The 26,577-nt window shown below is 58.2% G+C and carries 29 protein-coding genes; 4 read left to right on the top strand and 25 right to left on the bottom strand.

Annotation, left to right across the window (positions count from 1 at the left end; translation table 11 throughout):
- Positions 1 to 22: 22 nt before the first annotated feature.
- The 5 genes from miaA to SELIN_RS10530 all read right to left on the bottom strand — a co-directional run bounded on the left by miaA (position 23) and on the right by SELIN_RS10530 (position 6,962).
- Complete coding sequence (gene miaA / locus SELIN_RS10550) at positions 23 to 961, bottom strand: tRNA (adenosine(37)-N6)-dimethylallyltransferase MiaA (RefSeq protein WP_013506654.1); 939 nt, start codon at positions 959 to 961, stop codon at positions 23 to 25.
- The gene (gene mutL, locus SELIN_RS10545) at positions 940 to 2,727 is read right to left on the bottom strand and encodes a DNA mismatch repair endonuclease MutL (protein WP_013506653.1); all 1,788 of its coding nucleotides are present in this window, start codon (positions 2,725 to 2,727) and stop codon (positions 940 to 942) included. Before mutL ends, miaA begins: the two co-directional genes overlap by 22 nt.
- The gene (locus SELIN_RS10540) at positions 2,724 to 3,977 is read right to left on the bottom strand and encodes a TolC family protein (protein ID WP_013506652.1); all 1,254 of its coding nucleotides are present in this window, start codon (positions 3,975 to 3,977) and stop codon (positions 2,724 to 2,726) included. The genes mutL and SELIN_RS10540 overlap by 4 nt, the downstream gene beginning before the upstream one ends.
- Before the next feature lie 14 nt (positions 3,978 to 3,991).
- Complete coding sequence (carA, locus tag SELIN_RS10535) at positions 3,992 to 5,134, bottom strand: glutamine-hydrolyzing carbamoyl-phosphate synthase small subunit (protein ID WP_013506651.1); 1,143 nt, start codon at positions 5,132 to 5,134, stop codon at positions 3,992 to 3,994.
- 166 nt (positions 5,135 to 5,300) lie between these two features.
- The gene (locus SELIN_RS10530; RefSeq protein ID WP_013506650.1) at positions 5,301 to 6,962 is read right to left on the bottom strand and encodes an ABC1 kinase family protein; all 1,662 of its coding nucleotides are present in this window, start codon (positions 6,960 to 6,962) and stop codon (positions 5,301 to 5,303) included.
- A 204-nt stretch (positions 6,963 to 7,166) separates the two neighbouring features.
- Here SELIN_RS10530 and ribD point away from each other — a divergent pair, with 204 nt between their 5' ends.
- From ribD to SELIN_RS10515, 3 genes are all read left to right on the top strand, one after another.
- The gene (ribD, locus tag SELIN_RS10525) at positions 7,167 to 8,300 is read left to right on the top strand and encodes a bifunctional diaminohydroxyphosphoribosylaminopyrimidine deaminase/5-amino-6-(5-phosphoribosylamino)uracil reductase RibD (protein WP_013506649.1); all 1,134 of its coding nucleotides are present in this window, start codon (positions 7,167 to 7,169) and stop codon (positions 8,298 to 8,300) included.
- Positions 8,287 to 8,496, top strand: coding sequence for an RNA-binding S4 domain-containing protein (locus SELIN_RS10520; RefSeq protein WP_013506648.1), 210 nt, complete (start codon positions 8,287 to 8,289; stop codon positions 8,494 to 8,496). The genes ribD and SELIN_RS10520 overlap by 14 nt, the downstream gene beginning before the upstream one ends.
- A gap of 135 nt (positions 8,497 to 8,631) precedes the next feature.
- Entirely contained in the window at positions 8,632 to 9,210 is a 579-nt protein-coding gene (locus SELIN_RS10515; protein ID WP_013506647.1) for a hypothetical protein, read from the top strand.
- A gap of 56 nt (positions 9,211 to 9,266) precedes the next feature.
- Here SELIN_RS10515 and SELIN_RS10510 read toward each other — a convergent pair whose 3' ends face one another.
- From SELIN_RS10510 to SELIN_RS10490, 5 genes are all read right to left on the bottom strand, one after another.
- Positions 9,267 to 10,661, bottom strand: a complete 1,395-nt coding sequence (locus SELIN_RS10510) for a UDP-N-acetylmuramoyl-L-alanyl-D-glutamate--2,6-diaminopimelate ligase (protein WP_013506646.1) — start codon at positions 10,659 to 10,661, stop codon at positions 9,267 to 9,269.
- 15 nt (positions 10,662 to 10,676) lie between these two features.
- Complete coding sequence (locus SELIN_RS10505) at positions 10,677 to 12,377, bottom strand: peptidoglycan D,D-transpeptidase FtsI family protein (RefSeq protein ID WP_013506645.1); 1,701 nt, start codon at positions 12,375 to 12,377, stop codon at positions 10,677 to 10,679.
- Positions 12,358 to 12,705 carry a hypothetical protein gene (locus SELIN_RS10500; protein WP_013506644.1) on the bottom strand — a complete coding sequence of 116 codons (348 nt, stop codon included), beginning with the start codon at positions 12,703 to 12,705 and terminating at the stop codon, positions 12,358 to 12,360. Before SELIN_RS10500 ends, SELIN_RS10505 begins: the two co-directional genes overlap by 20 nt.
- Positions 12,706 to 12,713: 8 nt before the next feature.
- A complete protein-coding gene (locus tag SELIN_RS10495) occupies positions 12,714 to 14,027 on the bottom strand; it encodes a M23 family metallopeptidase (RefSeq protein ID WP_198007088.1) in 1,314 nt (437 codons plus the stop codon).
- Positions 14,028 to 14,212: 185 nt separating this feature from the next.
- Positions 14,213 to 15,169, bottom strand: a complete 957-nt coding sequence (locus tag SELIN_RS10490; RefSeq protein ID WP_013506642.1) for an acetyl-CoA carboxylase carboxyltransferase subunit alpha — start codon at positions 15,167 to 15,169, stop codon at positions 14,213 to 14,215.
- A 156-nt stretch (positions 15,170 to 15,325) separates the two neighbouring features.
- Here SELIN_RS10490 and SELIN_RS14170 point away from each other — a divergent pair, with 156 nt between their 5' ends.
- Positions 15,326 to 16,312 carry a UbiX family flavin prenyltransferase gene (locus SELIN_RS14170; RefSeq protein WP_013506641.1) on the top strand — a complete coding sequence of 329 codons (987 nt, stop codon included), beginning with the start codon at positions 15,326 to 15,328 and terminating at the stop codon, positions 16,310 to 16,312.
- An 8-nt stretch (positions 16,313 to 16,320) separates the two neighbouring features.
- Here SELIN_RS14170 and SELIN_RS15130 read toward each other — a convergent pair whose 3' ends face one another.
- The 15 genes from SELIN_RS15130 to SELIN_RS10415 all read right to left on the bottom strand — a co-directional run bounded on the left by SELIN_RS15130 (position 16,321) and on the right by SELIN_RS10415 (position 26,516).
- Positions 16,321 to 16,509 (bottom strand): FeoB-associated Cys-rich membrane protein, encoded by a 189-nt coding sequence (locus tag SELIN_RS15130; protein ID WP_156788064.1) that lies wholly within the window; start codon positions 16,507 to 16,509, stop codon positions 16,321 to 16,323.
- A gap of 12 nt (positions 16,510 to 16,521) precedes the next feature.
- Positions 16,522 to 16,659 carry a hypothetical protein gene (locus SELIN_RS10480; RefSeq protein WP_156788063.1) on the bottom strand — a complete coding sequence of 46 codons (138 nt, stop codon included), beginning with the start codon at positions 16,657 to 16,659 and terminating at the stop codon, positions 16,522 to 16,524.
- Between the two features lie 207 nt (positions 16,660 to 16,866).
- Complete coding sequence (locus SELIN_RS10475) at positions 16,867 to 17,610, bottom strand: DUF4198 domain-containing protein (protein WP_013506639.1); 744 nt, start codon at positions 17,608 to 17,610, stop codon at positions 16,867 to 16,869.
- Positions 17,611 to 17,637: 27 nt separating this feature from the next.
- Positions 17,638 to 18,612 (bottom strand): lysylphosphatidylglycerol synthase transmembrane domain-containing protein, encoded by a 975-nt coding sequence (locus tag SELIN_RS10470; protein ID WP_041726050.1) that lies wholly within the window; start codon positions 18,610 to 18,612, stop codon positions 17,638 to 17,640.
- The gene (locus SELIN_RS15280; RefSeq protein ID WP_013506637.1) at positions 18,560 to 19,180 is read right to left on the bottom strand and encodes an SAM-dependent methyltransferase; all 621 of its coding nucleotides are present in this window, start codon (positions 19,178 to 19,180) and stop codon (positions 18,560 to 18,562) included. The genes SELIN_RS10470 and SELIN_RS15280 overlap by 53 nt, the downstream gene beginning before the upstream one ends.
- Before the next feature lie 12 nt (positions 19,181 to 19,192).
- Positions 19,193 to 20,959 (bottom strand): ferrous iron transporter B, encoded by a 1,767-nt coding sequence (locus tag SELIN_RS10460; RefSeq protein ID WP_013506636.1) that lies wholly within the window; start codon positions 20,957 to 20,959, stop codon positions 19,193 to 19,195.
- A complete protein-coding gene (locus SELIN_RS10455; RefSeq protein ID WP_013506635.1) occupies positions 20,960 to 21,184 on the bottom strand; it encodes a FeoA family protein in 225 nt (74 codons plus the stop codon).
- Between the two features lie 136 nt (positions 21,185 to 21,320).
- A complete protein-coding gene (locus tag SELIN_RS10450; protein ID WP_013506634.1) occupies positions 21,321 to 21,557 on the bottom strand; it encodes a hypothetical protein in 237 nt (78 codons plus the stop codon).
- Positions 21,526 to 23,688 carry a heavy metal translocating P-type ATPase gene (locus tag SELIN_RS10445; RefSeq protein ID WP_013506633.1) on the bottom strand — a complete coding sequence of 721 codons (2,163 nt, stop codon included), beginning with the start codon at positions 23,686 to 23,688 and terminating at the stop codon, positions 21,526 to 21,528. The genes SELIN_RS10450 and SELIN_RS10445 overlap by 32 nt, the downstream gene beginning before the upstream one ends.
- A complete protein-coding gene (locus SELIN_RS10440; protein WP_013506632.1) occupies positions 23,688 to 24,032 on the bottom strand; it encodes a hypothetical protein in 345 nt (114 codons plus the stop codon). The genes SELIN_RS10445 and SELIN_RS10440 overlap by 1 nt, the downstream gene beginning before the upstream one ends.
- Positions 24,019 to 24,336 carry a hypothetical protein gene (locus SELIN_RS10435; protein WP_013506631.1) on the bottom strand — a complete coding sequence of 106 codons (318 nt, stop codon included), beginning with the start codon at positions 24,334 to 24,336 and terminating at the stop codon, positions 24,019 to 24,021. Before SELIN_RS10435 ends, SELIN_RS10440 begins: the two co-directional genes overlap by 14 nt.
- Entirely contained in the window at positions 24,329 to 24,637 is a 309-nt protein-coding gene (locus SELIN_RS10430) for a YtxH domain-containing protein (RefSeq protein WP_013506630.1), read from the bottom strand. The genes SELIN_RS10435 and SELIN_RS10430 overlap by 8 nt, the downstream gene beginning before the upstream one ends.
- 4 nt (positions 24,638 to 24,641) lie before the next feature.
- Positions 24,642 to 25,262, bottom strand: a complete 621-nt coding sequence (locus SELIN_RS10425) for a hypothetical protein (protein ID WP_013506629.1) — start codon at positions 25,260 to 25,262, stop codon at positions 24,642 to 24,644.
- The gene (locus tag SELIN_RS10420; protein ID WP_041726049.1) at positions 25,259 to 25,579 is read right to left on the bottom strand and encodes a hypothetical protein; all 321 of its coding nucleotides are present in this window, start codon (positions 25,577 to 25,579) and stop codon (positions 25,259 to 25,261) included. Before SELIN_RS10420 ends, SELIN_RS10425 begins: the two co-directional genes overlap by 4 nt.
- Before the next feature lie 139 nt (positions 25,580 to 25,718).
- Positions 25,719 to 26,516 carry a sensor histidine kinase gene (locus SELIN_RS10415; protein ID WP_013506627.1) on the bottom strand — a complete coding sequence of 266 codons (798 nt, stop codon included), beginning with the start codon at positions 26,514 to 26,516 and terminating at the stop codon, positions 25,719 to 25,721.
- Between the last annotated feature and the right edge of the window lie 61 nt (positions 26,517 to 26,577).

The following is a 26,577-nucleotide window of genomic DNA, read 5'->3' as shown; positions in this document are numbered from 1 at the left end:
TGTTCGGGACTACCGCTGTATGTTATGTGGAAGTGTCACGGGAAGTCTGCCAGGCGGTGACGATCATTTCAATACCCTGTTCAATGCCAGTGGTGCTCAGGTGGATTTCCCGCATCTGCAGTCGGTTGCGAAACCAGGTCAGCTGGCGCTTGGCGTAGCGGCGGCTGTTTTTTTTCACTTCTGCGATGCAGCTTTCCAGACTGGCTTCACCATCCAGGCAGGGCAGCAGCTCCGTATAGCCAACTACGGGAATCTGCCTGAAGTCGTAGCCGCGGTTGATGGCTTCGCGGATCTCTTCGATCAAGCCTTGCTCCAGCATGGTGTCTACCCGCTGATTGATGCGTCCATACAGCTCCCGGCGTTCGCGGGTCAGCACAAAGTTCAGGGCCGGGTAGCGGGGCTGCTGCCGGGTGATGTCGCGGAAAAAGGTGCTCATGGGGCGACCCGTCTGCAGGTAGATTTCGTACCAGCGTATCAGGCGCTGAGTATCGCCGGCCTTGAGCTTGGGAGCGTACTCGGGGTCCTGAGTACAGGCCAGGGCGTGAATGGCGTTGCGATCATGGGATACCGCTTCGGTGGCCTGGTTGCGGCAGACGGGATCAATGGTGGGGGTGGAGATCAGTTCAAACTGCAGCGCTTCATAGAACAGGCCGGTTCCCACCGTGAGTACCGGAACCACACCATTGTGCAGGAGCTGATTGATGATCTGGGCGGCTTCGCGGGCGTAACGGTGGGCGTGATAGGTCTCGCCGGGGCCTGCCACGTCCAGCATGTGGTGAGCAGTGCCGTCAAGTTCGGTGGCATCGGGTTTTGCGGTTCCGATGGAGAGGTGGCGGAAGACCTGACGACTGTCACAGCCCACGATGGCTCCACCAACGCGCCGGCAGACTTCCGTTGCCACCTGGGTTTTGCCGACGGCGGTGGGGCCAGCGATGACGATTATCTGAGGAACTGTTTCCACAATTGCTCTCTGCTGTAGGATATCAGGGTAGGTCTGCCATGGGGGCAGGTGTAGGGTTGGCGGCACTGAAAAAGTCGCTGCAGCAGTTCTTCCATCTGCTGGTGGTTGAGGGTCTTGTTGGCTTTGACGCTGCGGTGGCAGGCCATGGTCTTCATGACCAGCTGCCGGAAGGATTCCTGGGCTGATTCCGGCTGATCGTCTTTCTCTTCGCCTGCCCTGCTGCAGATTTCCCGGATGGTGTCCATGGCCTGCTGGGGGGGGAGGTCGAGGGGTGCTTCCACCAGGCAGGCAGTGTCATCGATGATATCAATGGTGAAGCCCATGGCCTGCAGCTGGGGCATATGGGTGTTCAGGGTCAGTTGCTCCTGGGGCGTCAGTCCGATGGGGTGCGGGAAGAGCAGGGGCTGCTGTTCCACCCGATTGTCGGCGTAGAGGTCGGAAATTTCCTCAAAGTTGATGCGTTCCATGGCGGCGTGCTGGTCCACCAGGATCAGCTCCTCGTCTTTGATGCCGACAATGAAGGTGTCCTGGAACTGTCCGAGGATCTGGAAATCGGCTGTTGATGGCGCGGCGGATTCCCACAGCGGCGTCTCGCCGTAGGGTGAGGCGGGTTGCCCGTGTCGAGCGGGTAGGTGTGACGGCGGGAGTATCGCTGGTGCTGGTTCGCTGATCTGGCCACCAAAGTTTCGGTGGGGGGCGCTGCTGCTCCATCCACCGGTGCTGGGAAAGCCCCGCGGCACGGCGGGCGCCGGGGGTTCCGGGCTGCTGTGGAAGGGAGTTTCGCCTTCAATGAGAACCTGGCGGATGGCCTGCTCAAAGAGTCGGCCCAGAGCACCTATATCGAAGAAACGCACTTCCGTTTTGGTGGGGTGGACATTGACATCCACCAGGGCGGGATCGATGTTCAGAAAGAGGGCGCCGAAGGGATGGCGTCCCTGGGGTATGAGGTGGCGGTACGCTCGCTGCAGCCAGGCTCCCAGCAGGCGATCCTTCACGTGGCGGCGATTGACAAAGAAGTAGAGGGAGTCGCGGCGGCTGCGGGTGTTGTCGGGGCGCGAGAGGTACAGGTGGAACCCGGTTCCGTCGTCCTGCTGCGAGCGGCCTTCGCGCAGTGCGGTGGCGTTTTCGCGGCCGAATACCTGTCGGATGCGTTCGTCGATGGTGGCGGGTGGAAACTGGAACTGCGCGCGGCCATCGACGCTGTAGCTGAAGGCGGTCTGGGGGTGAGCCAGGGCAAATGACTGCACCAGAGATGTGATGAGATTCTGCTCGGTCTGGGGGGTGCGTAGAAATTTTTTGCGGGCCGGGACATTGTAGAAAAGGTCGGCGATCTCGACCCGTGTACCGGGGTTGGCTCCCTCTTCCCGGACTTCCGTCATTCTGCCGCCCTCAATGTGCAGGCAGTGGCCAGTCAGCTCGTCTGGCTGGCGGGAGGTGATGTGCATGCGGCTGACAGAGGCGATGCTGGGCAGGGCTTCACCGCGAAAGCCCATGGAGTGAAGCTGGGTGAGGTCGTCAAAGGAGCGGATTTTGCTGGTGGCGTGTCGCTCCACACAGAGCATGAGGTCGTGTCTGGCCATGCCGCAGCCGTCATCGGTAATGCGGATGCGCTTGATGCCACCACCTTCAATGGCAATTTCCACCCGCCTGGCGTCAGCGTCAAGGGCGTTTTCCACCAGCTCCTTGACGACGTTGACCGGCCGCTCAACCACTTCTCCGGCCGCGATCTGGTTGATGACGGTGTCGGGGAGTACACCGATCTTCATGGAGAGAAGAGGGATATGTCCAGGGTGCCGACATGGAAGAGCAGGCCGTACTGGGCCTTGATCATGTCGTAATGGGCTTCGGCCAGGGCGCGTTCCGCGTTGCTCAGGCTGAGCATGGCATCTAGTACATCCAGGTTGGTGGATTTGCCGACCTCAAACTGCAGGGTGGTCATGCGCAGATTTTCCCGGGCATAATCCATACGACTGGAAGCTTCTTCCAGCTTGTACTTCAGCACGTCGATAGTATTGAGTTCCTGATTGACATCCAGCCGCACGTTCTCTTTGCGCTGCAGGATGCGGTGGGAGCTTTCAATGATGTTAAATTTGGCCTCACGGTAGGAAGCGATGCGGGTGCCCCCTTCCAGTATGGGGATGGAAAGGTTCAGGCCTGTGTAGACGATGGATTCGGAGCTCTCCTCGAAGTCGGGTATGGAGTAGCGCACGAAGGCGTCCAGGCGGGGGTAGTAGGCACTGACCCGCGCGCGCAGATCGTCGTGGCTGTACTCCAGCAGCGCTTCTTCGGCCATGAGGTCGTTGCGGTTGAGGTTCGCCTTCACCAGCCAATCGTCAAAGCTGGAGGCAGGGAGCTCCGGCAGGTGCAGCTCACCGACGATGCGAATTTCGTGGGTGCTCCCAATGATATTGTTGAGGCGGGTGTTCAGGGTGGAAAGGTGGCTCAGGCTCTCGAAGTAGTCTGCCCGACCTTCGCTGAGGGCCATCTGGCTTTGCAGCAGGGCAGTGCGGGCGATTTCGCCGACTTCCAGGCGGATGCGCGACTTGTTGACGTGCTCCTCAAGTCGCTTCACATTCTCCTGGTTGACCCTGACCATCTCCTGGGCCTTGCGCAGGTCTGCGGTGATGTCGATCAGCTGTTTGAGGACCTGCTGCCGGGTGAAGCGCACGCTGAACTCGGCGGCTTCCTGGAGATGTTCGCTTTTGCGTCGTTCTGCGCTGGCTTTGCCGCCGGTGTACAGGGGCTGGGTCACGCCGGCTCCAAAGGTGCGTTCTTCACGGTCACCCTGGGTGTATTGCAGCTCGGCGCTGGCCCTGGGCAGCAGGTAAGAGCGGGCCTGAATTTCACTGAGCTGGGTTTTGCGCTGAGAAATCTCCTCCAGCAGGATGGCCTTATTGTTTTCCAATGCCAGGTGGTAGGCTTCCACAAAACTGACTTCCCGTACATGGCCGTTGGCCAGGGCTGTCGCGGCGCAGAGAAGGGCGAAGAAGGCAGCCGGAACAATGCGGTTTCCCATGGGAAAATCCTTTATCAGTTGGCAATCGCACGGGTTTTGCGGTGGTTTTCGATCATGTCGGCAAATCGTTTGAACAGATATTCACTGTCGTGGGGTCCCGCGCTGGCTTCCGGGTGGTACTGCACCGTGAAGAGGGGATACTCCTCGTGGGTAATCCCCTCGACGGTGTTGTCGTTGAGATTCAGATGTGATACGCGCACCTTGGGTGGAAGATTGGTGGGATCGACCGCGAAACCGTGGTTCTGGCAGGTGATTTCGATTTTATCGGTGGCCAGATCCTTGACGGGCTGGTTGGAACCGCGGTGTCCGAATTTCAGTTTGAAGGTCTTTGCGCCCAGGGCAGTGCAGGTGAGCTGGTGACCAAGGCAGATGCCAAAGAGGGGCAGCTTGCCGATCAGCCTGGCGATGTTGGCGTGGGCGTAAGTCACGGCGGCGGGGTCGCCGGGGCCGTTGGAGAGAAAGACGCCATCGTAATTGCCCTGCAGGATTTCCTCGGCGGGGGTAAATGCCGGAAGGACGGTGAGGTCAAAGCCGTAGTGGGTCAGCAGGCGCAGCATGTTGTACTTGATGCCGAAGTCGTATACTGCCAGACGGTAACGGTTGGGCGATTTGGATGGGGGAATAAACCCTTCCCCAAGCTTCCAGATACCCTGATCCCAGGTATAGGGCTTCTGGCAGGTGACCTTGGCTACCAGATCCTTGCCTTCCATGGGAGCAACCGCTGCCGCGCGCTTTCTGAGGTCGTCGATGTTGTGTTCGCCCGTGGCGATGATGCCTGGCAGGGCGCCTTTTTCGCGGATATGTCGCACCAGGGCACGGGTGTCAATACCATGCACTCCCGGGATGCCATGCTTTTTCAGGAACTGACTGAGGGTCTCCTGTGAACGGAAGTTGGAGGGGATATCCACATACTCCTTGACCACAAAACCCTGTACATAGGGGCGATCCGATTCCATGTCCTCTTCGGTGATACCGTAGTTGCCCATCATGGGGTAGGTCATGGTGACGATCTGGTCGACGTAGGACGGGTCGGTAAGTACTTCCTGGTAACCGGTCATGCTGGTGTTGAAGACCACTTCGCCTTCACTGATTCCTTCGAATCCGAAACCTTTTCCGGTGAAGCATCTTCCGTCCGCCAGGACTATATAGCCTTTCATGGTGTATTCTCCTTAAATGGTAAGTCTATCGGGGAACGCGAAGCGCGTATTTATCAAATCAGGAAGTATACGCCCTTGAAGGAGGTTGTTCAAGGTGCAAAGTATGATTTGCGCCAATCCCCTGCGGTTGACAGAAAATGCGGGGCGATGGGGGCTGCGGGCCGCCTCAGCGTGGCATTTTCCGGCTTTTGCGATCCTGCAGGAAGATGGATATGACCAGGGCAAATCCCCAGGCCGCAGCAATCACAAAAAAGACCATGGCGATGATGGGATAGCCGAAGACCGTGTGATCACTGGGAACATTGGTGAGCATGGCAGCGCCCAGGATAAGCGCCGCCAGGACGATTCCCATGGTTACGCGGTTGGTCATGCTTTGCAGGTGCCCCATCAGGCGGCTTTCGTCAAAGGCGCGCACCTTGACCTCGACTTCATTGCGGGAGAGGGACTCCGTGAACTCGTTGAGACGGCGGGGAAACTTTTCCATGAGTTCGCGGCCTTCAAGGAGGGAAGAGAAGGCCCTGGCGCTGGAGAAGCTCTTGAGCAGGTGACGGCGCAGGATGGATTCGCTGTGCTCTTTCAGTGCCTGCGCGGGGTTAAAGGCCGGGTCAAGCACGCGTCCGATTTCATCCAGGTGCAGCAGCGCCTTGCCCAGGGTGGTCAGCTCCGGTGCCGGCCGGATATTGTTGGCGGTGGCAATGCGAGCCAGCTCCATGACCACATGTCCGGCCTGCATCTGGGCTACGGTGGCGTCCTTGTACAGCAGCACCATATCGCCGACCTGGCGGATGAACTTGTTCTCATCCAGCCCTGGCAGGCGGGTGGCAATCTTGAGGGAGATTTTGGCCACTTCATGGCCATCGCCTTCACTGAGTGCCAGCAGCAGCTTCAGCAGGTTTTCCTGGCTGCGCGGGGCAATGCGGGAGACCATGCCCAGGTCCAGCAGTATCAGCTTTCCCGTGTCGGTGATGAAGATATTGCCTGGATGGGGGTCGGCGTGGAAGAACCCTTCCACCAGCACCTGGTCCAGGTAGGACTTGAAGAGCTGTTCCGCCAGCTCCCTGCCCTGGGGGAAACAGTTGTTGCGCAGCCCAGGGTGGTCCTGAAGGGGGACTCCCCGGACGTATTCCATGGTCAGGACTTTTGAGGTGCAGTGGCTGTCGATGGGTCTGGGAACGCCCATATCAGGGTAAGGCTGCAGGATTTTCCCCATGATAAGCAGATTCTGCTGCTCCAGGGTGTAGTCAAGTTCCCGCAGCAGTGTTTTGCGGAATTCGTCCACCATCTCCTCGAACATGTATTTGCGGCCGATCTCCGTATGGCGATCCACCGTGCCGGCGATTTCCTGGATGATATCCAGGTCTTCCAGAATAATTGACTGGATAGCCGGGCGCTGAATTTTGACGGCTACCTGCTGGCCGGTATGCAGATGGGCGCGGTGAACCTGGCCAAGGGAGCCGGCGGCCATGGGTGTGGACTCAAAGTCGGCAAAGAGCGTCGCGATGGGGTGTCCGAGCTCCTGGACAATGGTTTTTTCCACATCCTGCCAGGCAAAGGGCTCCACCTCGTCCTGCAGTCGGGAGAGGGCTTCAATGTAGGGTTTTGGCAGGAGGTCAGCGCGGGTGGAGAATATCTGTCCCAGTTTGACGAAGGTCGGTCCCAGCAGCTCAAGATCGCGCACAAACTGAATGGGATCACCCTTGAGCTTCTGGCTGCCGATGACCTCGCGCTCAAGGCCAGTGCCCCGGATGAAGTCGCGGTTGGCATGCTTGATGAGAAAACGCACGATATCTTTGTAGCGGCGTATCTTGCGTGGGCGGGGGAAGAACACGCTGACCTCCTTGGGTAGGGTTTTTGTAGATTACCTGACCTGTGGGCGCTGGTCAAATACTGCGATGCGCGAAGCGCTTCCCACAGAGGGCGGAGTCTGCTAGAGTATATTGGCCAGACTGTTGAAAAGCCCTGTCCGCGGCGTTGATCGCAGTCTTCTTTTTACCAGCAGTGAAAATCCCATCACCAGCCTTGGGAGAAACCCATGACACGCTCAGCCCAATACGAAGTCTCTATGCAGATGGCCTTGAATCTCGCCCGCAAGGGGCTGGGGTTCACCTCCCCGAATCCGGTGGTGGGGTCTGTGATTGTCGATGCTGCAGGCGCCATTGTGGGAATGGGGTATCACGCGAAGGCGGGCATGGCTCACGCCGAGGTGGTTGCCCTGAAAGACGCTGGCGAAAAGGCACGGGGGGCGACCCTCTATGTGACCCTCGAACCCTGCTGTGTGCAGGGGCGCACACCTCCCTGCACCGATGCCATTATCCGCGCTGGTATTCAGAAGGTGGTCTATGCCGCGCAGGACCCGAATCCCGCCGTGGCCGGGCGCAGTCGCGCCATTCTCGAGGCGGCCGGCATCGCCGTGGAATCCGGCATCCTGGAGCCGGAGGCGCGCTACCTCAACCGTCACTTCAACAAGCATATCACCCGGCAGATGCCCTATATTACCCTGAAGTCGGCCATCACCCTCGACGGAAAAACGGCGGTGGCCAATGGGCAGTCCCGCTGGATTACCGGTGAAGAGGCCCGTCAGGATGGCCACTTTCTGCGGGGGATTCACGACGCCATCGCCGTAGGCATCGGAACCATCATCGCCGACGACCCTCTGCTGACCTGCCGTCATGGGGGCAAAACAGCGTTGCCGCACCCCGATGTGGTGATCTTTGACACCTTTTTGCGTACACCGCGCAACGCCGCCGTGCTGCGGCCTTCTGAGGCAGAGCGCCGCGTTATCATTGTCACTTCTTCCACCATGATGGAAAGCGACACGGCCACACGCCTTCTTGGAGCGGGTATCCAGCTGATTGGCCTGCCGCCGGCCAGCCAGGGGCTGCCTCTGCAGCAGGCATTTGCTGCGCTGTACGAACAGTACGGCATCACATCGGTGCTGGTGGAGGGTGGCGCGGGGCTGACCTCGGCTATTATCAAGGAGACACTGGAAGATGAGCATGTGATTTACATGGCACCAAAACTCTTCGGAGATGAGGGGATGACCTGGAGCGGATCCCTGAAGGTGCCGACGCCCGATAAAGCCTATCAGCTTCGCCTTCACTCGGTGGAGCGCCTTGGCAATGATATCAGGATATGTGCCCACAGGAGGGAACATGGAAATCTTTGAGCTGGAAGGCCATGAGTACATTGAACTGCACCATCTGCTGAAGATCATGGGATGGTGTGAAAGCGGCGGTCACGCGAAGTCGGAGATCGCCGGGGGAGCTGTCAGCGTGGATGGCGTTCAGGAGCTGCGCAAACGCTGTAAGGTTCGGGCCGGGCAGCGGGTTGACTATGCCGGGCAGCAGATCCAGGTTCGCTGACGGTTGCGAGTCGCTTCCATCTGCAGGTCTGCCTGCGGAATCCGGGAGGCACTTTTCAATGCAGCGCCTGTTTGCTATGCTACGTTGTCGAATTCAGGTTTCGTATCCTTAAATACAGAAAAAGGAGAATCTGCCATGGGTGGAAAAGTCGCGAAAATAGGAATGCTGTTGATGATTCTGGCGGTGGTGGCAGGCTGTGGGAAAAAAGCCGGTGAAGTGCTGGAGTGCACCTATCCCGATGCTCCGACCGTGCAGGCGCCCTTGTGGGTTTGTGGCTATCCTGTGGAGGGCATTGAGGTCTCCGCCGTGGGATCGCATCCGGTATCGGCTGCCGGGGTGAACTTCACTCAGACCATGGCCGAGGCTGCTGCCATGGAGCGACTGGCCCGCTCCATGCAGGTGCATGTGGCTCAGCGTATTCAGCGCTATACGGAAACCACGGGCGTCGGTGATGCCGAGACGGTAGACACTGTCAACCAGTCGGTTTCGCGTCTGCTGACATCCCAGAACCTTCATGGGGCCAAGCGGTACCGCATTATCACCAGCCCGGCCAATACCACCTATGTGCTGATGGGGCTGGACGCCGCCAGTCTGGAAGAGCTGACTCGCCAGACGCTGCAGACCAGCATGAATAATGATCAGGCGGCCTGGCAGCAGCTGCGTGCCCAGAAAGCGCAGGAAGAGCTGCTGCGTGAGCTGACCACCATGCCCTGATCTCAGGTTTCGCCTCTGTAAAAAAGCCTTCCCCTTTGGGAAGGCTTTTTTCTTTTTCAGGAACAGAAGGCTTCTGCGTCACAGAAGCGGTGTTTCTGCCGGCCATAAATCTGATACTTCTCGTGTCCCTTGCCGGCGATGACCACCAGGTCATCGCCGTTTGCCAGCTCTCTGGCGCAGGTAATCGCGCGTAGACGCTCATGGATCACTGTTGTCCTGCCCATATCCATGGCGGCAATAATCTGGGAGATAATGTGCTGGGGATCTTCGGTGCGCGGGTTGTCGTCTGTAACAATGCAGATATCCGCCAGCTCGCTGGCGATGGCGCCCATGAGAGGGCGTTTGGTTTTATCACGGTCACCGCCGCAGCCGAAGACGACAATCAGCCTGCCGTGGCAGATCTCCCGGGTCGATTTCAGTAGTTGCTCCAGAGCGTCGGGGGTGTGGGCATAGTCGATGATGCCATGGCGGCCATTGTGGGAAATGGGCATGAAACGCCCTTCTATGGGGCGCAGTGCTGCTATGGCCCGGGCAACCTGCTGGCGTTCCTGCCCTTCATGGTGGCAGAAAGCGGCGACGGCCTGGACGTTTTCCAGGTTGCCACGGCCTCGCAGGGGGCTGCGGTAAATCTGCCCCTGCAGGCAGAAGCGAATTCCTTCCGGGCTTACCTGCTGCTCCGTCGTGGGGATGTCAGCGTCTTCCCCGGGGCCGAAACTCAGGACGCCGGGCAGGGGGGGCAGCTTCCGGGGGATACGCCTGGTGTGGATGATGGCGTAGGGGGGAGCAGGTGTGAAGAGCCGGAGTTTTGTCTGCAGGTAGTCGTCCATGGTGCCGTGGAAATCCAGGTGATCCGGGGTGAGGTTGGTGAATATGGCGCCGTGGAACCTGATGCCCTGTACGCGGCCCAGGGCGATGGCATGGGAAGAGACCTCCATGAACACATACTCCACATGGTGCTGGAGGCACAGGTGCAGGATATGCTGGAGCGTGGTGGCACAGGGTGTGGTGTTGGCAAGCTCCGCGGACGGGCCACCATCAATGGCATAGCCGAGGGTGCCGATGGTGGCGGTTCGATGGCCCAGGGCCTGGTAAACCTGACGGAGGTAGCTGATCGTGGAGCTTTTGCCGTTGGTTCCGGTGACGCCGACGACTTTCAGGGCAGCAGACGGGTTGCCATAGGCGGCCACGGCAATGGTGGCTTCCCGCTCCGCCAGATCGGGCAGGACCAGGGTGTTGGGCCCGTCAACGGGGTGCTGGCACAGGGCTCCGGCGATTTTTCCGGAGCTCAGCAGCTCGGGCAGATGGAGGTGAGGGTCGAACTGGGAACCGGCTATGGCGATAAAAAGACAATCGGGGCTGATATCACGGGTATCGCGGCTCAGGCGGCTGAATTCCACATCCACTTGAGGATGAGGCAGGCCAAGCTGCTGGCAGAGTTGTTGGAGTCGCACGGGGAATTCCTTGGATCAGTTTGATTTACGGTCAGGTACGATGGTGTAGTAGTTGATATACTTGCCGGCAATATCGCGAAAAAGAGGTGCCGCAACCGCGCCGCCATAACTTGAGACATACACCGGGCCCTCAGTGTTCTGTTGCTTGAGGGCAACTTTGGGTTCATCGATGAAGACACCCATGACAACCTGCGGCTGTTCATAGGGGAAAAAGCCCACAAAGCTTGCCAGGTGGCGGTCGCGGGTATAGCCCTCCACCGGATCGAGCTTCTGGGCCGTGCCCGTCTTGCCGCCGATGCTGAAGTACTTGTGGCTGGCATTGCGACCCGTGCCCTTTTCCACCACGCGCAGCAGCAGCGACTTCATGGCTTCAGCAGTTTGCGGGTCAAGGATGGCATCCCATTCGCGACCCTGGTTGACTCCTTTGAGGATCGTTGGCTGCACCAGGTATCCGCCATTGATGGCGGCGGCATAGGCCCGCACCATCTGCAGGGCGTTCACGCTGATTTCATAGCCCATGGAGAGGGATGTCTGGGAGAGTCTGCTCCACTGGCTGGGCGGCCGCAGCAATCCCGCCGATTCCCCGCTGAGTTCAATGCCGGTGGCAGCGCCGAAACCAAAGTCACGAATAGTGTTGTGAAAGACCTCCGCCGGGATCTGGGCGGCAATTTTCGAGGTGATGATATTACTGGATTGCCCAAAGGCTTCGGCCACCGATGCCCAGCCCATGGGGACTGTGTCGCGGATGGTGCGGTTGCCTTCGCGATACTCGCCGTTTTCGCCGAAAAAGATGTCCTGCAGGGTGATGCTGCGACTCTTGAGAGCGGCGGCGTAGGTGATCAGCTTGAAGGTGGAGCCGGGCTCAAAGGTGTTGGCGATGGCGTCATTGCGCCAGCGCTGGCGGGGATAGTTGCTGAAGTTGTTCGGGTCGTAGCTGGGCCATGAATAGATGCTGAGTACTTCGCCGTTAAAAGGATCCATGGCGACGACGCTGATGGCCTTGGCTTCGTGCTCCTGCAGAAACTGCTGGACGGAGCTTTCCACAAAGGCCTGCAGGCGGCTGTCCACGGAGAGGGTCAGCGGTGGTTTTTTCAGGGAGTTCTGCTGGGTGGAGATGGGCTCCAGCATAATGTCGCGGCGTCGGGCGTCGCGGTAGACGGCCACCCGGACTTCCTGTCCTTTCAGGCGTTCGTCGAAGCGGTGCTCGATGCCCTCCAGCCCCTGGATGTCAACACCGGTAAAGCCCAGAAGTTTGCCGAAAAGATCGCCATCGGGGTAGAAGCGGCGTTCTCCCTCCAGGAGTCCGACGCCCTTGATGGTGCCAATACGCGATGCTACCAGGGGATCCACATTGCGGGCAATCCAGAAAAAACCGGTCCTGCCTGCGATACGGTTATAGATGGGGCCGTAGTCCGCCATGCCCATGGCCTGGGCGATGCGGCTGGCTGCGTCACGGATATTTTCGATTTCGGAACCGATACCGTAAATAGAGTAGGCCTTGGTGCTGACGGCTAGCTGAAAGCCGTGGCGATCGGCGATATGGGCACGATTCTGGCGTATGGTGAAGTCTTTGTCGTATTGCGCGGCCAGGCGACTTTTCCAGGTCTGGTGATTCACAAGCTGTTTTTCCGCCAGGTGGTAGCCGATGGCGAGAACCAGAAACGCCAGTACCAGGTACTGGGCAACCTTGAAGGTCTTAACGTGGGGTGTCTGCAAGTTCGTTGGCCCTGAGGATGGATTGGTTCAGCAGGTACTCAAGCTGATCGGCAGCAGGATAAACCATCCCGTGTTCTTTTGCCAGCATTTGGATGTATCCAGGGGAACCAAGCTGGTAAAGACGGGCTTCCAGTATGCCCAGGCGGCTCTCCTCCTCAAGGATCTGACGCTGGAGCCCGGCGACCTCGTAGCCTGTGGCGATGATGCGGGTCTTGACCCACAGGCTGAGGATAACCGTGGTGATGAGGATCAGGACAGTCGCACTGTAGGCGAACTTCCTGATTTTTGCCTCATGGGTGGGAGTGGTGCGGAAGGGGAAGACGGCCATATGGGCGCTTAGCGCTCCGCGCTGGCCAGTTGGATATCCAGCTCATCCAGTTGCGCCCTGAGCATGCCCCGTTTGGCCAGGAAGTCATTGCGATGCTCGCTGGCAACAGACTGGGCAGCTGAAGAGGATGCCAGCGCCTGCATGGGATCCTGGAGTCGTCCGTTGCGAATGACGCGGAAGTCCAGGTGTGGACCGGTGGCGACTCCGGTTGCGCCAACGTAGCCGATGATATCGCCCTGGCGAACCCGGCTGCCGTAGTTGACCGCATAGCGGCTGAGGTGCAGGTACTGGGTGTGGTAGCCGTTGGCATGGGAAAGGGTGATCATGTTGCCCGCTGGTCCCTTGCGTCCGCGGAAGATCACCTGCCCGTCAGCCACAGCGTAGACTGGAGTGCCGGTGGGGGCCACCAGGTCTACGCCACCATGGAAGTGCCGCGTTCCGTAAACGGGATGCACACGGTAGCCGTAGGGGCTGGAAACACGGGAGTAGTTGACTGGACGATTCAGGAAGAAGCGCTGCATGGAGTCTCCCTTTTCGTCATAATAGCCAACTACCCCCTGGGGATCCTGGTAACGATAGGCTGTGTAGGTATTATTGCGAATGGTTATTTCAGTTGCCAGTATGTTGCCGACGCCGACATACTGGTCGTTCAGCCATTTTTCTTCAAAAATGATCCGGTACTGGGAGCCCGGCTGGATGTCGCGGTTGAAGTCGATGCGCCAGGAGAGCACGTTCTCCAGCTGCGTAATCAGTCCGTAGCGACCATTGCGCTGGAGTTCATTGGCCAGATTGCTGGTGATGATGCCTGTCAGGTTGGACGTGCGGGTGTCATAATCCTGGACTTCCTTGGATACGTGAAATTCTTCGGACACCACATCCCATTCCACGTGCAGGGTGATGGAGCGGCTCTGGTGATAGGTGAAGCGGCGGAAATTTCCCTCATCATCCCGCGCTACCGAGTACTTCTGTCCGGCGCGGAAGCTGCGGGTGGAGAAAAGCCCATCCAGTTGTGTGGTAATCCCGTGAATTTCCAAAGGCGAGAGCCCCTGGGCTGCCAGGATGCTGTAAAGAGAGTCACCGCGCTGCACGGTGCCTTCCGTAGTGTGCAGGGTTTCCGGGATTTCGCCTTTTTCAATCTCCACGAAATCCGGCTCTTCGGTGAAGCCCTGTTCATCCTCATAATCAATCAGGGCCGGGCGGTGGAGTTTATCGAGGGCGGAGAGCACGGGGTTGTCTCTGACAAAGGATTTGCGGATGTTCATTTCAGAGGAGATGATGATGTTGGCGCCGAATCCTATGATAAGACCGGTTCCGATAACCATGAAAAGCTTGAAAAGAATGTGTGGCTTATTCTTTCTCTGTCCCCTTTGTACGACGATCGGCTGCCTCGAAAACCTCATCCCCACTCCCCTTTTGAATGATTTGAAGCAATATGCCTCAAAAATCCGGACAGGGCAAGAAATTTTCCGTGCCCGGATTTGAAACTGCTATGCTCGGTGCTGGTATTTTACTCGCTGAAGACGCCGATCTTGCGGAATCGGTCATAGCGATCCTTTGTCAGTTCAGCGGCGGAAAGCTTCTGCAGCTCCTGCAGATGACGGTTGAGGGCCTCTTTCAGGTTGGCGTAGACGACGGCAGGATCGCGGTGGGCTCCACCCATGGGTTCCGGGATTACCTCATCGATAACACCCAGCTTCAGGAGGTTCGGAGCAGTCAGCTTCAGCGCCTTGGCGGCCTTTTCACCCTGGGTGCCATCTTTCCAGAGAATGGCGGCGCACCCTTCTGGGCTGATAACAGAGTAGATGGAGTGCTCAAACATCAGCACTCGGTTGCCCACGGCCAGGGCCAGCGCGCCTCCGCTGCCGCCTTCGCCGGTGACGACTGATATGATGGGAACCTTGAGCCCCGACATCTCCAGAAGGTTGCGGGCGATGGCTTCGCCCTGTCCGCGCTCTTCCGCCCCTATGCCGGGATAGGCGCCAGGGGTGTCAACGAGGGTGATGATAGGTAGATTGAATTTTTCCGCCAGTTTCATGAATCGCAGGGCTTTACGGTAGCCCTCGGGATTGGGCATGGCGAAATTGCGACGGATATTCTCTGCCGTGTTGCGCCCTTTCTGGTGGCCGATAAGCATGACGCTCTGTCCTTCAAAGCGACACAGTCCGCCAACGATGGATTTGTCGTCGGCGAAAGCGCGGTCGCCATGCAGCTCCTGGAAATCGGTGAAAACGTGTTCGGCGAAATCCAGAGTGTAGGGGCGTGCTGAGTGGCGGGCTACCTGCGTGCATTGCCATTCGGTGAGATTGCCGTATATTTCCTCTTTGAGGGATTCCATCTTGCGGTTGAGTTTTTCAATCTCGGTGGAGAAGTTCAGGCCTTCCTGGGATGCGAATTTTTCCAGATCTTCTATTTTCTTTTCCAGCTCCACGATGGGGCGTTCGAATTCAAGGGCATTGGTTATCATTGCTTTTCGTCCTCCTTGTGGACATAATGTAACATAATACAATAACGGGAAAAAAGCGCGAAGTTGTGAAAAAAGGCTATTCCAGCCAAAAAATACTGATGAATGGGGCGTTTTTCTCTTAAGATGAGGGAAAAGCTCTTTGAGTGAAGGACAGAAATGAAACAAATCGCCCTTATCGTCACGGGAGCTTCAGGGGGCACCCTGGCGCTGGAGGCCATGGATGCGCTGGTTGCCCAGCATATCCAGTGCCATGTCATCTGTACGGAGCAGGCCCAGGTGAATTTTTGCATTGAAGCGGGAATGAGCGTAGAACAGACGCGCTCCCTTGGCCAGGGCGAGCGTGAAACGCTGGTTCAGAAGCTGTTGCCCGACGGAGTGCACATCCATGATAACAGCAGTTTCTTTTCTCCCCTGGCCAGCGGCTCGGGAGTACCTGATGGCCTGGTGGTGCTGCCAGCCAGTATGGGCTATTGCGCGCGGGTCTGCCAGGGGCTTTCCGGGACTCTGGCAGAGCGGGTGTTTGACGTATGCTTGAAAGAGCGGCGTCCCATTGTGGTGGCACCCCGTGAAACCCCCCTGAATTCAATTCACCTGGAGAATCTGCTGAAACTCAGCCAGCTGGGCGTGGGCATTCAGCCGTTTATGCCGGAGTTCTACTCCCAGAGCCAGGGGATGCCTGGCCAGGTACGACGCTATATTGCGCGCCTGCTTGGTGGAATGGGCATAGAGCTGCCCCTGAATCGCTGGGCACTGGATGACGCCGTGGGCTGCTTTGCCTGCGGTCAGCATAATGCCGTTGGACTGCAGCTGCAGTTTGAGGTTGATGCCCAGGAACTGCAGTCACAGGCAGGACTACGGCTTTCCAAGGCGTTCGCCTCCTACGACGGCATTATTCATGGCGGCATCCTCAGTACGGTGCTTGATGAGGCCATGGGGAAAATTCCAGCCTCACTGGGGCATCCCATGGTGACCTGTGATCTGCAGGTAAAATTCTTGCGCCCACTGCGGGTACTGCAGCAGGCGTATGTCACGGGATCTTTCACTCACCGAAAATGGAAGACAGGACGAGGGGAAAGTACCATAACCTGTGGCCGTGGCGATGTTATTGCCACGGCCACAGGTCGGTTTCTGTGTAGAGTATAGAGGGCTGCTCAGCTGTGGCTGCCGCCCTGACAGCAGGAAGTCTTCTTGGGTTCACTGCTTCCAGTGGAGCAGCACCCTCCACCTGAAGCGCATCCGCAGCCACCAGTTGCCGTTTTGCGTCGAAAAACCCGCCAGTAAAGATAGGTGCCTGCAAGTGCTACTGCCGCAAGCGTTACCACGACATCAAGAATTTCCATGCTTTTCTCCTGTTACCGGTGCAATACAGCCTGTTTGTCCGATGAGAGTTTACTGTCCTGATCGCTGCAGGAACGCGCTATGGGAAACAGATCCTGCAGGTTGAGCATGACAGAGTTGTGGCACTCGTCACAGTTCAGGTGGCAATCCATGTTCGCGCCCCTGACTCCAGTGTTTTTCATAAGTGCTTTGCGAAGGGTCATATTCTTTGCAACCATACTGCACCCCCACGTGTAAAGAATCAGCAAAGGTTACTCCCTTGCTGATTCTTTTTGTAGTGCACTTTTCGCTAGTTGTCAATCATTAAGTTAGCGATACCTAATAAATTATTTTCTGCGCCCTGGGCCCCGTGTGAGAATTCAGCGCATTTCGGCGATGCTCAGGGTGCTGCGGAATATGATAGTGCGCACCCAGCGGCCGTGGTCGCCATCCACTTCGGCTGCGCCGACACTGTGCCGAACTTTGATGATGGTGTTGCGGGAAGGATCAAGGGTGACGGTGACCCTGCCCTGCTGATCGCTGGTGGCACTCTGGTACTGTTTGTCATCATGGAGTGACTGATAGGTTCCCTTGGTACGGTCAACCTGAGTGATGATTTTCAGTTCGGCTCCGGCCAGTGGCTTGCCGAAGTAGTGAATCTGCAGGGGGACTTCGGTGACTCCGGGAGCAGGGAGTTCCAGGGGGGTGATTTCCAGTTCAAGGCCGGCGGGGGCCGGTGCCTCGGATGCGGGGCCTGCCAGCAAGAGAGTTTTGCCGAAATCACGGTACTGGCTCATGCGATGGCGGGCCGGTTCGCGGGTGGCCAGCAGAGTGTGGACGCCCTGCTGGGAAAACTCCCACTGCGCCTGTTGAAATGTTCCCTTGTGGTCAGTATTTACGGGGAGCACCTGGCCGTCAGGCTGCTGAATGCGCAGCGTCAGCTCCGGTGAGTCACGCTTTTCCACCGGTTCTTCAGGGTCAGCCCAGAACAGAGTGATCGCGGCCTCTTGGCCGGTTTCCACGCTGGCAGGAGCCTCAACCCAGGTGCAGTGTGCTGTGGCGCTGGAGACCAAAGAGGTGAGCAAGGTGATCAGAAATCCAAGGTGCAGGAGTTTTTGCTTCATGGGTGCGTCCTTTGTAGAAGAGGGTTGTTATGGGGATGGGGTTCTGGCGGGCACGCGAGCATGCCCCAGGCCCCAGTGGGCGAGCAGGTAGAGCGCGCTGATCAGAAAAGGCAACCAGAAGGTGACCAGCCGCAGGATGATGGCAAATGCCATGGACTGGTGCATGGCAATTTCCAGGGGTAGCAGCAGGAAGACGACCGTGGCCTCAAAAGTTCCCAGTCCGCCTGGAGTCAGGGGGATCATGGCCACCATATAGGCCAGGAAGGTGACCGTGGCAATGTTGATCAGATCTGCTTCCAGGCCCATGGACAGCGCAATGATGGCGGCTTTGGCTGGAAAGAGAAACCACAGGGTAACTGACAGGAGAAAGTGTCTGCCCAGGTTGCCCCTTTTTTTTACCTGTGACAGCGCGTTTTCCAGGGAATGCAGACTCTGGCTGAGGGTGTGTACCCATTTGGCGGGAAACACTTTTTCCAGCCAGACCGCCAGGCCGGCAGGGGCGATGAATACGGCACAGATCAGCAGGAAAACTGGGAGCAGGATCATGCCGCTGGTGGCCACCAGCCAGCCCTGGGGTGTGGAGATGCCATTGGTGAGCAGATAGAGGGAGAGGGAGACGCCTACCAGGAAAAGCAGCGGGCCGATACTGACGACTTTCTGCAGTCCAACCAGTGCCACTGACTGGACAGTGGTCCATCCGAAAGCGCGCTTGAGCAGATAGGCTTTGACGACCTCACCACCGGTTTTCATGGCCGGTGTGACACTTTCAAAGAACGTGCCCGACATGTTGATATGTACCATCTGGTGAAAGCGGCAGCCGCTGTGGATATGGTGACCCAGCAGTTTCCACTGCCAGGATATCATCGTTACTGTCAGCAGCTGCAGGGTAAAGGCAGCGACCAGCCATTCCGGCTTGGCCATCAACAGGCTGGTGAGAAACTCCTGGGAGTCAGCCTGCCAGATAAGCAGTGCGGTGAGCGCTATGCCTGTCGCCAGCAGCATGTATTTCACCGGGAAACTCCTTGCGGTTTTTTGTGAACAGGAGGGTGCCGTCGACTGCGTTCCCCTTGCGGTCGCACTGGGAGGCATATGCGCGGGGGAGACCGCAATAGCAGCTTTTCAGGAGGGCGTTGGGATGGCGCACCAATATACGGGCGCCGCGGGGAGCAACCGTCCATATGTTGCGCAGAATGGCCTCCTGAGGTTCAGCCTGGCGCGCAATATGGATGACCTGGAAGTGTGAGGCGTCGTAGCTGCACCCGTCACCCAGGCAGACCTCCACAGAGTTTTCCATTCCCATGACCCGGACAATCTGCTGCGCCGTGTGCACTGCTGCCGGATCGCAGTCTATGACCACCACATGGGCGCCCGTACAGCGGGCGATCTCTATGGCGGTGCAGGGGAGGGGGCCTCCTCCGATACACAGGACGTTGTCTTCGCTTGAAATAAGCCCGGAGCGCACTTCCTTGCTGACGATGCGATGATAGTACTTCTGCTGCAGTCTGATCAGCCAAGGGCAGAAGACAAGGAGTCGTTCTGTCATTTTGGTAAGGCGCACCATTGCTTTCATGGCTGATTCCGGTTACAGCAGTACCAGCAGCAGCTGGCCGATCTTATTGAGGAGTCCGCCAAAGACAAAGGCTGCCAGGGTGGTCAGGAGAAGGATCAGCAGGCCGATCTTCAGGCTGAACTCTTTAATGATGATTGCCGTTACTGTCAGGCAGGGGAGGTAGAACAGGGCAACGACAGAGCCTACCATCAGCTGGAGTATACTCAGGTCGAGTCCCAGCAGGGGCAGTACCGCCAGTTCGCGGCGGATAATGCCGAGCATCAGTGCCAGGGTCGCTTCGGCCGGCAGACCAAGCCAGCCCACCACGATGGGTGCCATGAAACCTGATACCATGCCGAGGACTCCGGTTTCGGCAATCAGGGCAGCTGCGCCTATACCCAGGATCATGGGGATTTCCGCCTCCAGCAGAAACTGCTTGATGCGAATCCAGATTTTTTTCAGCAACGATTTGCCATCGGGCATGAGCAGGTTGGGGATTTCCATGAGCATGGGGGCTACAGTTCCCGGCAGCATTCTGGTCATGAGGCTGCCCACGAGAAACATGGCTCCGAAGGAGATGGCATAAACGCCCAGCAGTGCCGCCATGGAATGGTCACCCAGCAGGACGATGAAGGCTCCGGTCTGGGCGGTACAGGGGACGGCCAGGGCGACGAGTCCGGTGATCATCAGGCGCTCTTTGTTGCTGGTAGCAGCCTTGGTGCCGATAATGGCGGGCACGGCACAGCCGTACCCCATGAACATGGGGACTATGCTGCCGCCCTGCAGGCCCATGGCGCGCATGACGTTATCCAGCAGGACACCCAGGCGTGGCAGGTAACCACTGTCCTCCAGGAAGGAGAGCACGATGTAAAAGAGGGCCACGTAGGGCAGGATCAGGGCGATAGGCCATTCGATACCCTTAATGAGCATGCCGTATTCACCAACGAGCACATTGCGCAGGATGCCCTCCGAGACCACGCTGGAGACGGCGGAGGTAATGGCGGGTGCCACGTAGTTGTTGAACAGAGGCAGCAGGATTACGGCCCGCAGAGCTTTTCCACCGCCTACCACGAGGCCCAGGGCAATGATCAGGACGATCAGGGCGATGGGGAGTCCGGGCAGGGGGCGAATCGTCATCTCTTCAAAGCGATCCCACAGGGTCATGGGGCGGGATTCGTTACGCTGGGCTATCCGGGCGATGCGGGATGCTTCGTCCCAGAAGTTCTGAAAGCTCTCAGGCAGGGTCACTGCTTTGATGGCCTGCCCTTGGGCAGCCTGCAGGGTCGTGTCCAGGAGAGTCTTCAGGCCTTCGCCCTTGACGGCCGAAGTGGCGATAACGGGAGCGCCCAGCTCTTTGGCCAGGGCGTCTGTGTCTATGGTGATTCCCTTGCGGCGAGCCACATCGCTGAGGTTCAGGGCGTACACCACGGGCAGCCCGGTCTGCCGTATCTGCAGGGCCAGGGGCAGATTGCGCTCCAGGTTGGTGGCATCGAGGACGCAGAGCACCACATGGGCTCCTTCTGCGAGGAGTTTGGTGGCAACTTCTTCAGCGGGAGATGTGGCTTCCAGGGAGTAAGTGCCGGGAACATCCGTGAGCAGTGCCTTTTTGCCGTGGTACTGGACGATGCCATGGGTGTAATTGACGGTGGTGCCAGCGTAGTTGGCGGTACGCACGTTCATGCCGGTCAGCCGAGAGAAGATAACACTTTTCCCCACATTGGGATTTCCCATGAGCAGGATTTTCAGGGCCTCTTCGCCGGGAGCCAGGGAAATGGGCTTCGGGTTGCCGTGGCAGTCCACTTAACCTACCTCCCGGATACTGATCTGCTCAGCTATGGACTTGGATATGGCTAGACAGCGGTCACCGAGCTTAATGGTGACCGGACCGCCAAAGGGCTGGCGGGAGACGATGGAGAGTTCAACACCTGAGCGGATTCCGAGGGACTGAAGGAGTTTTTCGTCGGGGATACTTTCAAGGATGCAGCGTTTCTTTCTGGAAGCGGTGTACAGAGTGCAGGATTTCATATGTTTCTCCTGGATGACATTATTCATTAAGGGAAGAGTTCTTAGTTGATCTGAACATTTTGCATAAAATACTCTCGACTGCAAGAGTTAAGTTTCACTAATTCCGATAGTGGTTCCTGTTATTGATACAAGTGCTTCAGAGGCGGTTCTCTTCCCCGGCAGGGAATTCTCTCACCTCTTTGGACGGTTTGACTGGCTGATAGAGCTGGTGGTGCCAGATGGAGCTGGCAATCAGGGCGATACCGGCACCTGTGTGCAGGCGTTTGGCCATTTTTCCTTTCATAAACAATGCGGTGATAACCGTCAGGCCGAGGCTTGCGGTCATGGCAAGTTTGGCCAGCTCACGCTGGGAATGTTTCGGAGGCTTCTTCATAGGGTTCACCTGTGGATGGTGCTTTGATGCTGTTTCTGGGGCTCTGCATGGCATTGCGGCCACCCAGGGCGGCATTCAGCAGGATGCCGATAGTGGTTCCGTTATGGAGCACTGCCGTTGCCATGGGCGAGATGCGCCCCATGGCGGCCAGCAGCATGATGGCGCTGTTGAGTCCAATGGTGAGGCGGTAGTTGGTGGTGACTCTTCTGAGCGTGGAGGCTGCCAGGGCGCGGATATCGCTGACCAGCAGAATGTCGTCGTGCAGTAGGGCGATGTCTGCGCTGATGCGGGCGATATCGGCCCCTTTCTGCATGGCGATTCCCACATCGGCCAGTGACAGGGCCGGGGCGTCGTTGATGCCATCTCCGACAAAGGCGCAACGGAGTCCACGATCTTTGTAACTCTGCACGATGGTGGCCTTTTGTTCGGGGTGCAGTTCATAGTGGCACTCGTCAAAGCCCAGTTCACTGGCTATCTCCAGAGCCTTTTCCCGGCGATCCCCTGTCAGCAGAACCATATACTGCACTCCCAGGGCGCGCAGATTGGCCATCAGGCGGGGGCTTTCCGGGCGCAGTTCATCCTTGAGGCAGATGATTCCCAGCAGTTTGCCGTCATAACCGATATAGAGGGGCGTTATGCTTTCGCCATAGTGGCACTGGATTCCGGTAGTGCTGTCGGGGAAGCGAATGCCTTCATCGTCTTCGAGGAAATGGCGGCTGCCGATGACGACTTTTTTGCCATCAACATAGGCCATGACTCCATGGGCTACGATAAATTCCACTTCGCTGTGGTGGAAGTGCTTGCGGCTGGAGGAGTTCTGCTGGGCGGCCTTGACCACTGCCTGGGCGATGGGGTGGAAGTAGTGCTCCTCTATGGAGGCTGCCAGATTGAGGACTTCCTCACTGCTCCAGCGGCTGTCCAGGGAGACGGTGTGCAGTACTTCCAGGTCGCCGGAGGTCAGGGTGCCAGTCTTGTCAAAAATAAAAACCTCCGCCTGGGCCAGGCTTTCCAGGGCGCTGGCACTCTTCACCAACACCTGGTGGGCGCCGGCGCGGTACATGGAAGACTTGAATGCCACAGGAGTTGCCAGCTTCAGGGCGCAGGAGTAATCGGCCTGCAGAACGGCGGCCACTTTTGCCAGGTTGCGGCTGAGGACATAACTTGCCGAGGCCAGGCCAATGGAGAAGGGGACCAGGCGATCAGCCAGCCGGATGGCGTTAAGCTGCGCCTGGGACTTTGACTGCAGGGAGTTTTCCACGTAACGGGCGATGCGGAAGGAGACCCGCTCCTGCCCAACCTGTTCGGCGTAGACATGAACCCGGCCTTCCTCCACGATGGTTCCAGAAATCACGCGGTCTCCCCGCGCCTTGGCCACCGGCAGGGCTTCGCCGGTCAGGGAGACCTCGTTGATGGAGGCCTGTCCCTCCATAACGGTGCCGTCCACTGCCACAGTTTCCCCGGCCTGGGCGATGACAATGGTGCCCTTGGTAACCTGGGTAGCATTGACGAGGATGTCTTCGCCGTTGCGGTGAATCCAGACTTCTTCGGCTTCAGGTTGAACCAGGGAGAGCAGCAGTTCATCGGACTGGCGGTCGATGCGGTGGCCGATGTATTCCGCCAGGGAGATCAACAGGTTGGTCACATGGGCAGCCGTGTAGTCGCGACGACCGACAGAAATGGCGATGGCCGTGGCCTCCATGGCTTCCGAGGTCATCTTGCCCTTGAGCAGGTGTCGCCCTCCCTGCAGAAGCGCTGCACTGCAGGCCATCAGGGTGAAGGCCGCCCGCAGGGGAGGGGGGAGCAGCGGAGTCAGGGCAAAGGCGACAAGGCCTTTGAGGACGCTGTGCACCTGCTCGGAACTTTGCAGATGAGCGGCAGTGTCCAAAGCGGCGAACGTATCGGAGCGGATCTCCCTCAGGAGGGTGAGAATATCCGGTACCTGGTGAACCTGGGGATCGAAGACGATGCGGATGGTGCGGTTGACCCGACCGAGCTCAACGCGGTTCACCCCGGCTTTCAGCTCCAGCAGGCGCTTCAGGGAGTGCTTGTCGAAGGCAACCTGCTCTCGGTAGCGCAGGCGAACCCGTTGTCGTGTCTGGTGGATGATTTCCAGGGAGTGAAACAGTGGCATCAGTCCTCTTGCGCCATCCTCTCCTCTTGAGCTTCAGCCCGTGCGTCTTCGACTTTTTCCTTGAGTTCCTCGACGCTGGAGGCAACCTGGGTGAAGAGGGCGACGCCTGCTTTGATTATGGTCTGTTGCGCTTTTTCGTTCGTCAGCAGAAAAGTGGCTGCTGCGCCGATCAGCAGACCCTTGATGAAGCGGTCGCTCTGGCTTCCGCCGAAAAGGGCTGAGCGGGCACCACCCATAAAGCCGCCGGCTTGAGCGGAGTGATGCTGCAGGTAAGGGTTGTGCATGGTGGAGTTTCCGGGGTTGTAGCCGTAGGCTGAAGAATATTCCTGTTTATGGTCGGACATGGTGCTCTCCTGATGATATGGATTTAGGGGGTGACTTGGCGTTCGATGCGGATGGTGAGCGCAGGAGTCCCATGAGTGAAGCTCCGGTCAGCACCACGGCTACGCCCGCCATGGGTTCACGGGATGCAAAGCAGTTGTAGGCGAGGGCGCCGCTGCCAAGGGCTATGCCTCCCTGGAGTCCGTGGAGCAGGGCGTGCTCAGGGAGGCTTTTGTCGCGGGTTGGGTCATGGCGGGCAATTCCCAGGAGGCCATGGCTGATGACACCGGCCCAGAAGACAGCAGCGGGGTTAAATGGTCTATTCATCGGCAGCGGGTTTCCGGGTACGGCGGCTGCGCTTGGCTGGAGGCTGCTCCTCTGTGGTGGCGGGCAGTTCCGAGGCGGCAGAGGCGTCCGCAGCACTTTTGCTCTCCTGGTGCTCATCGTCCGGGGTCTGCATCTTTTCGCGAATGCATTCAGCCGTGGCTCTGGCGGCTTTGATTCCCTCATCCACGTTTTCCTTTAACAAAAGCTGTCCACGATCAAGGTACTCTCGTGTACGCCGGTTGTTGAGCAGCAGAACCGCTGCAGCTCCAACGACCGCGCCCAGTACAAAGTGATAGGCCATCGGGTTACTCCTCTTCCTGTTCCTGACGTATCAGGGTCTGTTTCAGCAGCCACAGGGCACCGGCACCCAAAAGGGCTCCGCCCAGCAGTGGTCCATTTCGACGGGTAAACAACTCTGTCAGACGCTGGGGATCGGGAGCGCTGATCAGCTTATGAACTTCTTCTATGAGTGCCCGCGGGTCGGGCGACTGCAGGTGATCGATCCCGCTGCGCAGGGAGGGCAGATTTTCCTCGGCGATGCTTGCCTGAATGCGAAAGAAAGTGTCACGGACAATCGTATCTTCCGTGCAGGGAAGAAGGCAGTCATAGAGGTGCATCGTCCAGGACTCAGCGACGACAGCACTCTCCACCCACTCCAGCAGGTTTTCCTGTGCGTCCAGTGCCTCCGGGTATGGTGGCGGGGCCTGCGGTGAATGTTGTTCCAGAAGCCACAGCAAAGCGGCTTCCTGTTGCTGGCGACGGTATTGAATGGAGCGCAGAAGCTCGTCCGATCCCCAGCGACGAAGTGCGTTCCCATAAAAAACCAGGAGGAACCGAGTATTCTCCAGGGCTTTTTGCAGGGCCTGTTGCTGCGGGGAGCTTTCGGCGAGCGGATCGGGGCAGAAGCAGAAGACGGGATCTTTCACGATGGTGACACCTCCCTGGTGAAGTACTCCAGCAGAGGGGCTACATTGCCGCTGCGCAGAGCATCGAAGTGTTCAAAAGCCTCAGGGGTACGTTCGTAGGTGATAGTGGCCGAGCCGGCCAGTGGGTTGAGTTTTACCTGAAGCACGCCGCGCAGCGCCTCTATCTGGGTCTGCGTGCTGGCGGGGTCGCTGGTCAGCCATTGTGGAGCGCGTCCTTTGATTTTCAGGCGGATGCGTCCCGGTATATGGTGGGCAACCTGAACCCTTTCAAAAAGGGTCAGCAGTTCTTCGCGTCGGGTTTCCGAGAGGAGAGACATGAATTCACCTGTGGTGCCATTATCGTGCTCAATGCCCCTTGCCATTTTTGTGCTGGGGGAGAGACTTATAAGGGTGTATCTCTGAGAGAGTAATTGCACGAAGTTAGTCTTGTCAAGCTCTATTCATGCGCGTGTAGATTTAAAGCTCGTCCTTGAGGTTGCCCGTTGTGGTGGATGGCTGGGGTATCCAGAGAAGAAGACGTGCTCCGGTGCCAGGGATATTTTCGGCCCGCAGGGTCCCCTGGAGCTTCTCTTCCACGATGCGCCTGGCAAGGTGCAGCCCGATACCCATGCCCCGCTCCTTCGTGGAAGTGAATGGTTCGAACAGGCGCGATGGCAGCAGGTCGGGGTCGATGCCTCCGCCATTGTCGCGAAACTCAATGGAGATGAACTGCTGTTGCCCGCTGATGGTGATGTGGATGACGGGGTGCGGGGTGGCCCGTTCGCGGAAGACATCGATGGCGTTGTTCAACAGGATAATCACCACATGGCGAAATTCACCGGCGCTGCCCCGGATATTCATGTTCGGCTCTCCATGGAGGCGAACGTCCACCTGGTGCTGCAGGAGCAGGTTTTTCAGCATTCCCAGGGTGATCTCGATAGCCTGTTGCGGGGCGAAGCACTCTCCCCCTGCACCCGGACTGGTGAAGTCGCGGAAGTCCTCCACGGTCTGGGCCATAAAGCGCAGGTACTCCATAATCTGGGAAACATTGCCACGAATGCAGGTTGCCGGAGTCGATTCCTCTTCGCAGATACAGGCCAGATGCTGCGCTGATACCCAGAGGGCGTTCAGGGGCTGCAGCCACTGGTGTGCGATGGCGCTGACCATCATGCCGACGCTGGCCAGTCTGGCCTGCTCGTCCAGGGTGGAGCGGAGTCTTTGATTTTCTGCCTGTAGTGCTGCCAGCTGTTTTTCCAGGTCCGTTGCGTGGTTCATGGTTGTGACACCTCCTTGTGACATGGGGAATGACTTATTAGTCCCGATTAACAATCGAGTA

Origin of the sequence: Desulfurispirillum indicum S5 (assembly GCF_000177635.2) — a bacterium.
Taxonomy (GTDB): domain Bacteria; phylum Chrysiogenota; class Chrysiogenetes; order Chrysiogenales; family Chrysiogenaceae; genus Desulfurispirillum; species Desulfurispirillum indicum.
The sequence above is the reverse complement of the archived record's forward strand: the minus strand, read 5'-3'. Positions and strand labels throughout refer to the sequence as shown.

Coding starts and splice junctions, on each gene's coding strand:
- carA (WP_013506651.1), bottom strand. CDS start 5,134: ATGAAAGGCTATATAGTCCTGGCGGACGGAAGATGCTTCACCGGAAAA.
- SELIN_RS15130 (WP_156788064.1), bottom strand. CDS start 16,509: ATGGAAATTCTTGATGTCGTGGTAACGCTTGCGGCAGTAGCACTTGCA.
- SELIN_RS10515 (WP_013506647.1), top strand. CDS start 8,632: ATGGGTGGAAAAGTCGCGAAAATAGGAATGCTGTTGATGATTCTGGCG.
- SELIN_RS10470 (WP_041726050.1), bottom strand. CDS start 18,612: ATGCTGCTGGCGACAGGCATAGCGCTCACCGCACTGCTTATCTGGCAG.
- SELIN_RS10435 (WP_013506631.1), bottom strand. CDS start 24,336: ATGAATAGACCATTTAACCCCGCTGCTGTCTTCTGGGCCGGTGTCATC.
- SELIN_RS10495 (WP_198007088.1), bottom strand. CDS start 14,027: ATGGTTATCGGAACCGGTCTTATCATAGGATTCGGCGCCAACATCATC.
- SELIN_RS14170 (WP_013506641.1), top strand. CDS start 15,326: ATGAAACAAATCGCCCTTATCGTCACGGGAGCTTCAGGGGGCACCCTG.
- SELIN_RS10480 (WP_156788063.1), bottom strand. CDS start 16,659: ATGGATTGCCACCTGAACTGTGACGAGTGCCACAACTCTGTCATGCTC.
- SELIN_RS15280 (WP_013506637.1), bottom strand. CDS start 19,180: ATGAAAGCAATGGTGCGCCTTACCAAAATGACAGAACGACTCCTTGTC.
- SELIN_RS10540 (WP_013506652.1), bottom strand. CDS start 3,977: ATGGGAAACCGCATTGTTCCGGCTGCCTTCTTCGCCCTTCTCTGCGCC.
- SELIN_RS10420 (WP_041726049.1), bottom strand. CDS start 25,579: ATGTCTCTCCTCTCGGAAACCCGACGCGAAGAACTGCTGACCCTTTTT.
- SELIN_RS10415 (WP_013506627.1), bottom strand. CDS start 26,516: ATGAACCACGCAACGGACCTGGAAAAACAGCTGGCAGCACTACAGGCA.
- SELIN_RS10440 (WP_013506632.1), bottom strand. CDS start 24,032: ATGTCCGACCATAAACAGGAATATTCTTCAGCCTACGGCTACAACCCC.
- mutL (WP_013506653.1), bottom strand. CDS start 2,727: ATGAAGATCGGTGTACTCCCCGACACCGTCATCAACCAGATCGCGGCC.
- SELIN_RS10475 (WP_013506639.1), bottom strand. CDS start 17,610: ATGAAGCAAAAACTCCTGCACCTTGGATTTCTGATCACCTTGCTCACC.
- SELIN_RS10490 (WP_013506642.1), bottom strand. CDS start 15,169: ATGATAACCAATGCCCTTGAATTCGAACGCCCCATCGTGGAGCTGGAA.
- SELIN_RS10430 (WP_013506630.1), bottom strand. CDS start 24,637: ATGGCCTATCACTTTGTACTGGGCGCGGTCGTTGGAGCTGCAGCGGTT.
- ribD (WP_013506649.1), top strand. CDS start 7,167: ATGACACGCTCAGCCCAATACGAAGTCTCTATGCAGATGGCCTTGAAT.
- SELIN_RS10500 (WP_013506644.1), bottom strand. CDS start 12,705: ATGGCCGTCTTCCCCTTCCGCACCACTCCCACCCATGAGGCAAAAATC.
- SELIN_RS10520 (WP_013506648.1), top strand. CDS start 8,287: ATGGAAATCTTTGAGCTGGAAGGCCATGAGTACATTGAACTGCACCAT.
- SELIN_RS10455 (WP_013506635.1), bottom strand. CDS start 21,184: ATGAAATCCTGCACTCTGTACACCGCTTCCAGAAAGAAACGCTGCATC.
- SELIN_RS10450 (WP_013506634.1), bottom strand. CDS start 21,557: ATGAAGAAGCCTCCGAAACATTCCCAGCGTGAGCTGGCCAAACTTGCC.
- SELIN_RS10445 (WP_013506633.1), bottom strand. CDS start 23,688: ATGCCACTGTTTCACTCCCTGGAAATCATCCACCAGACACGACAACGG.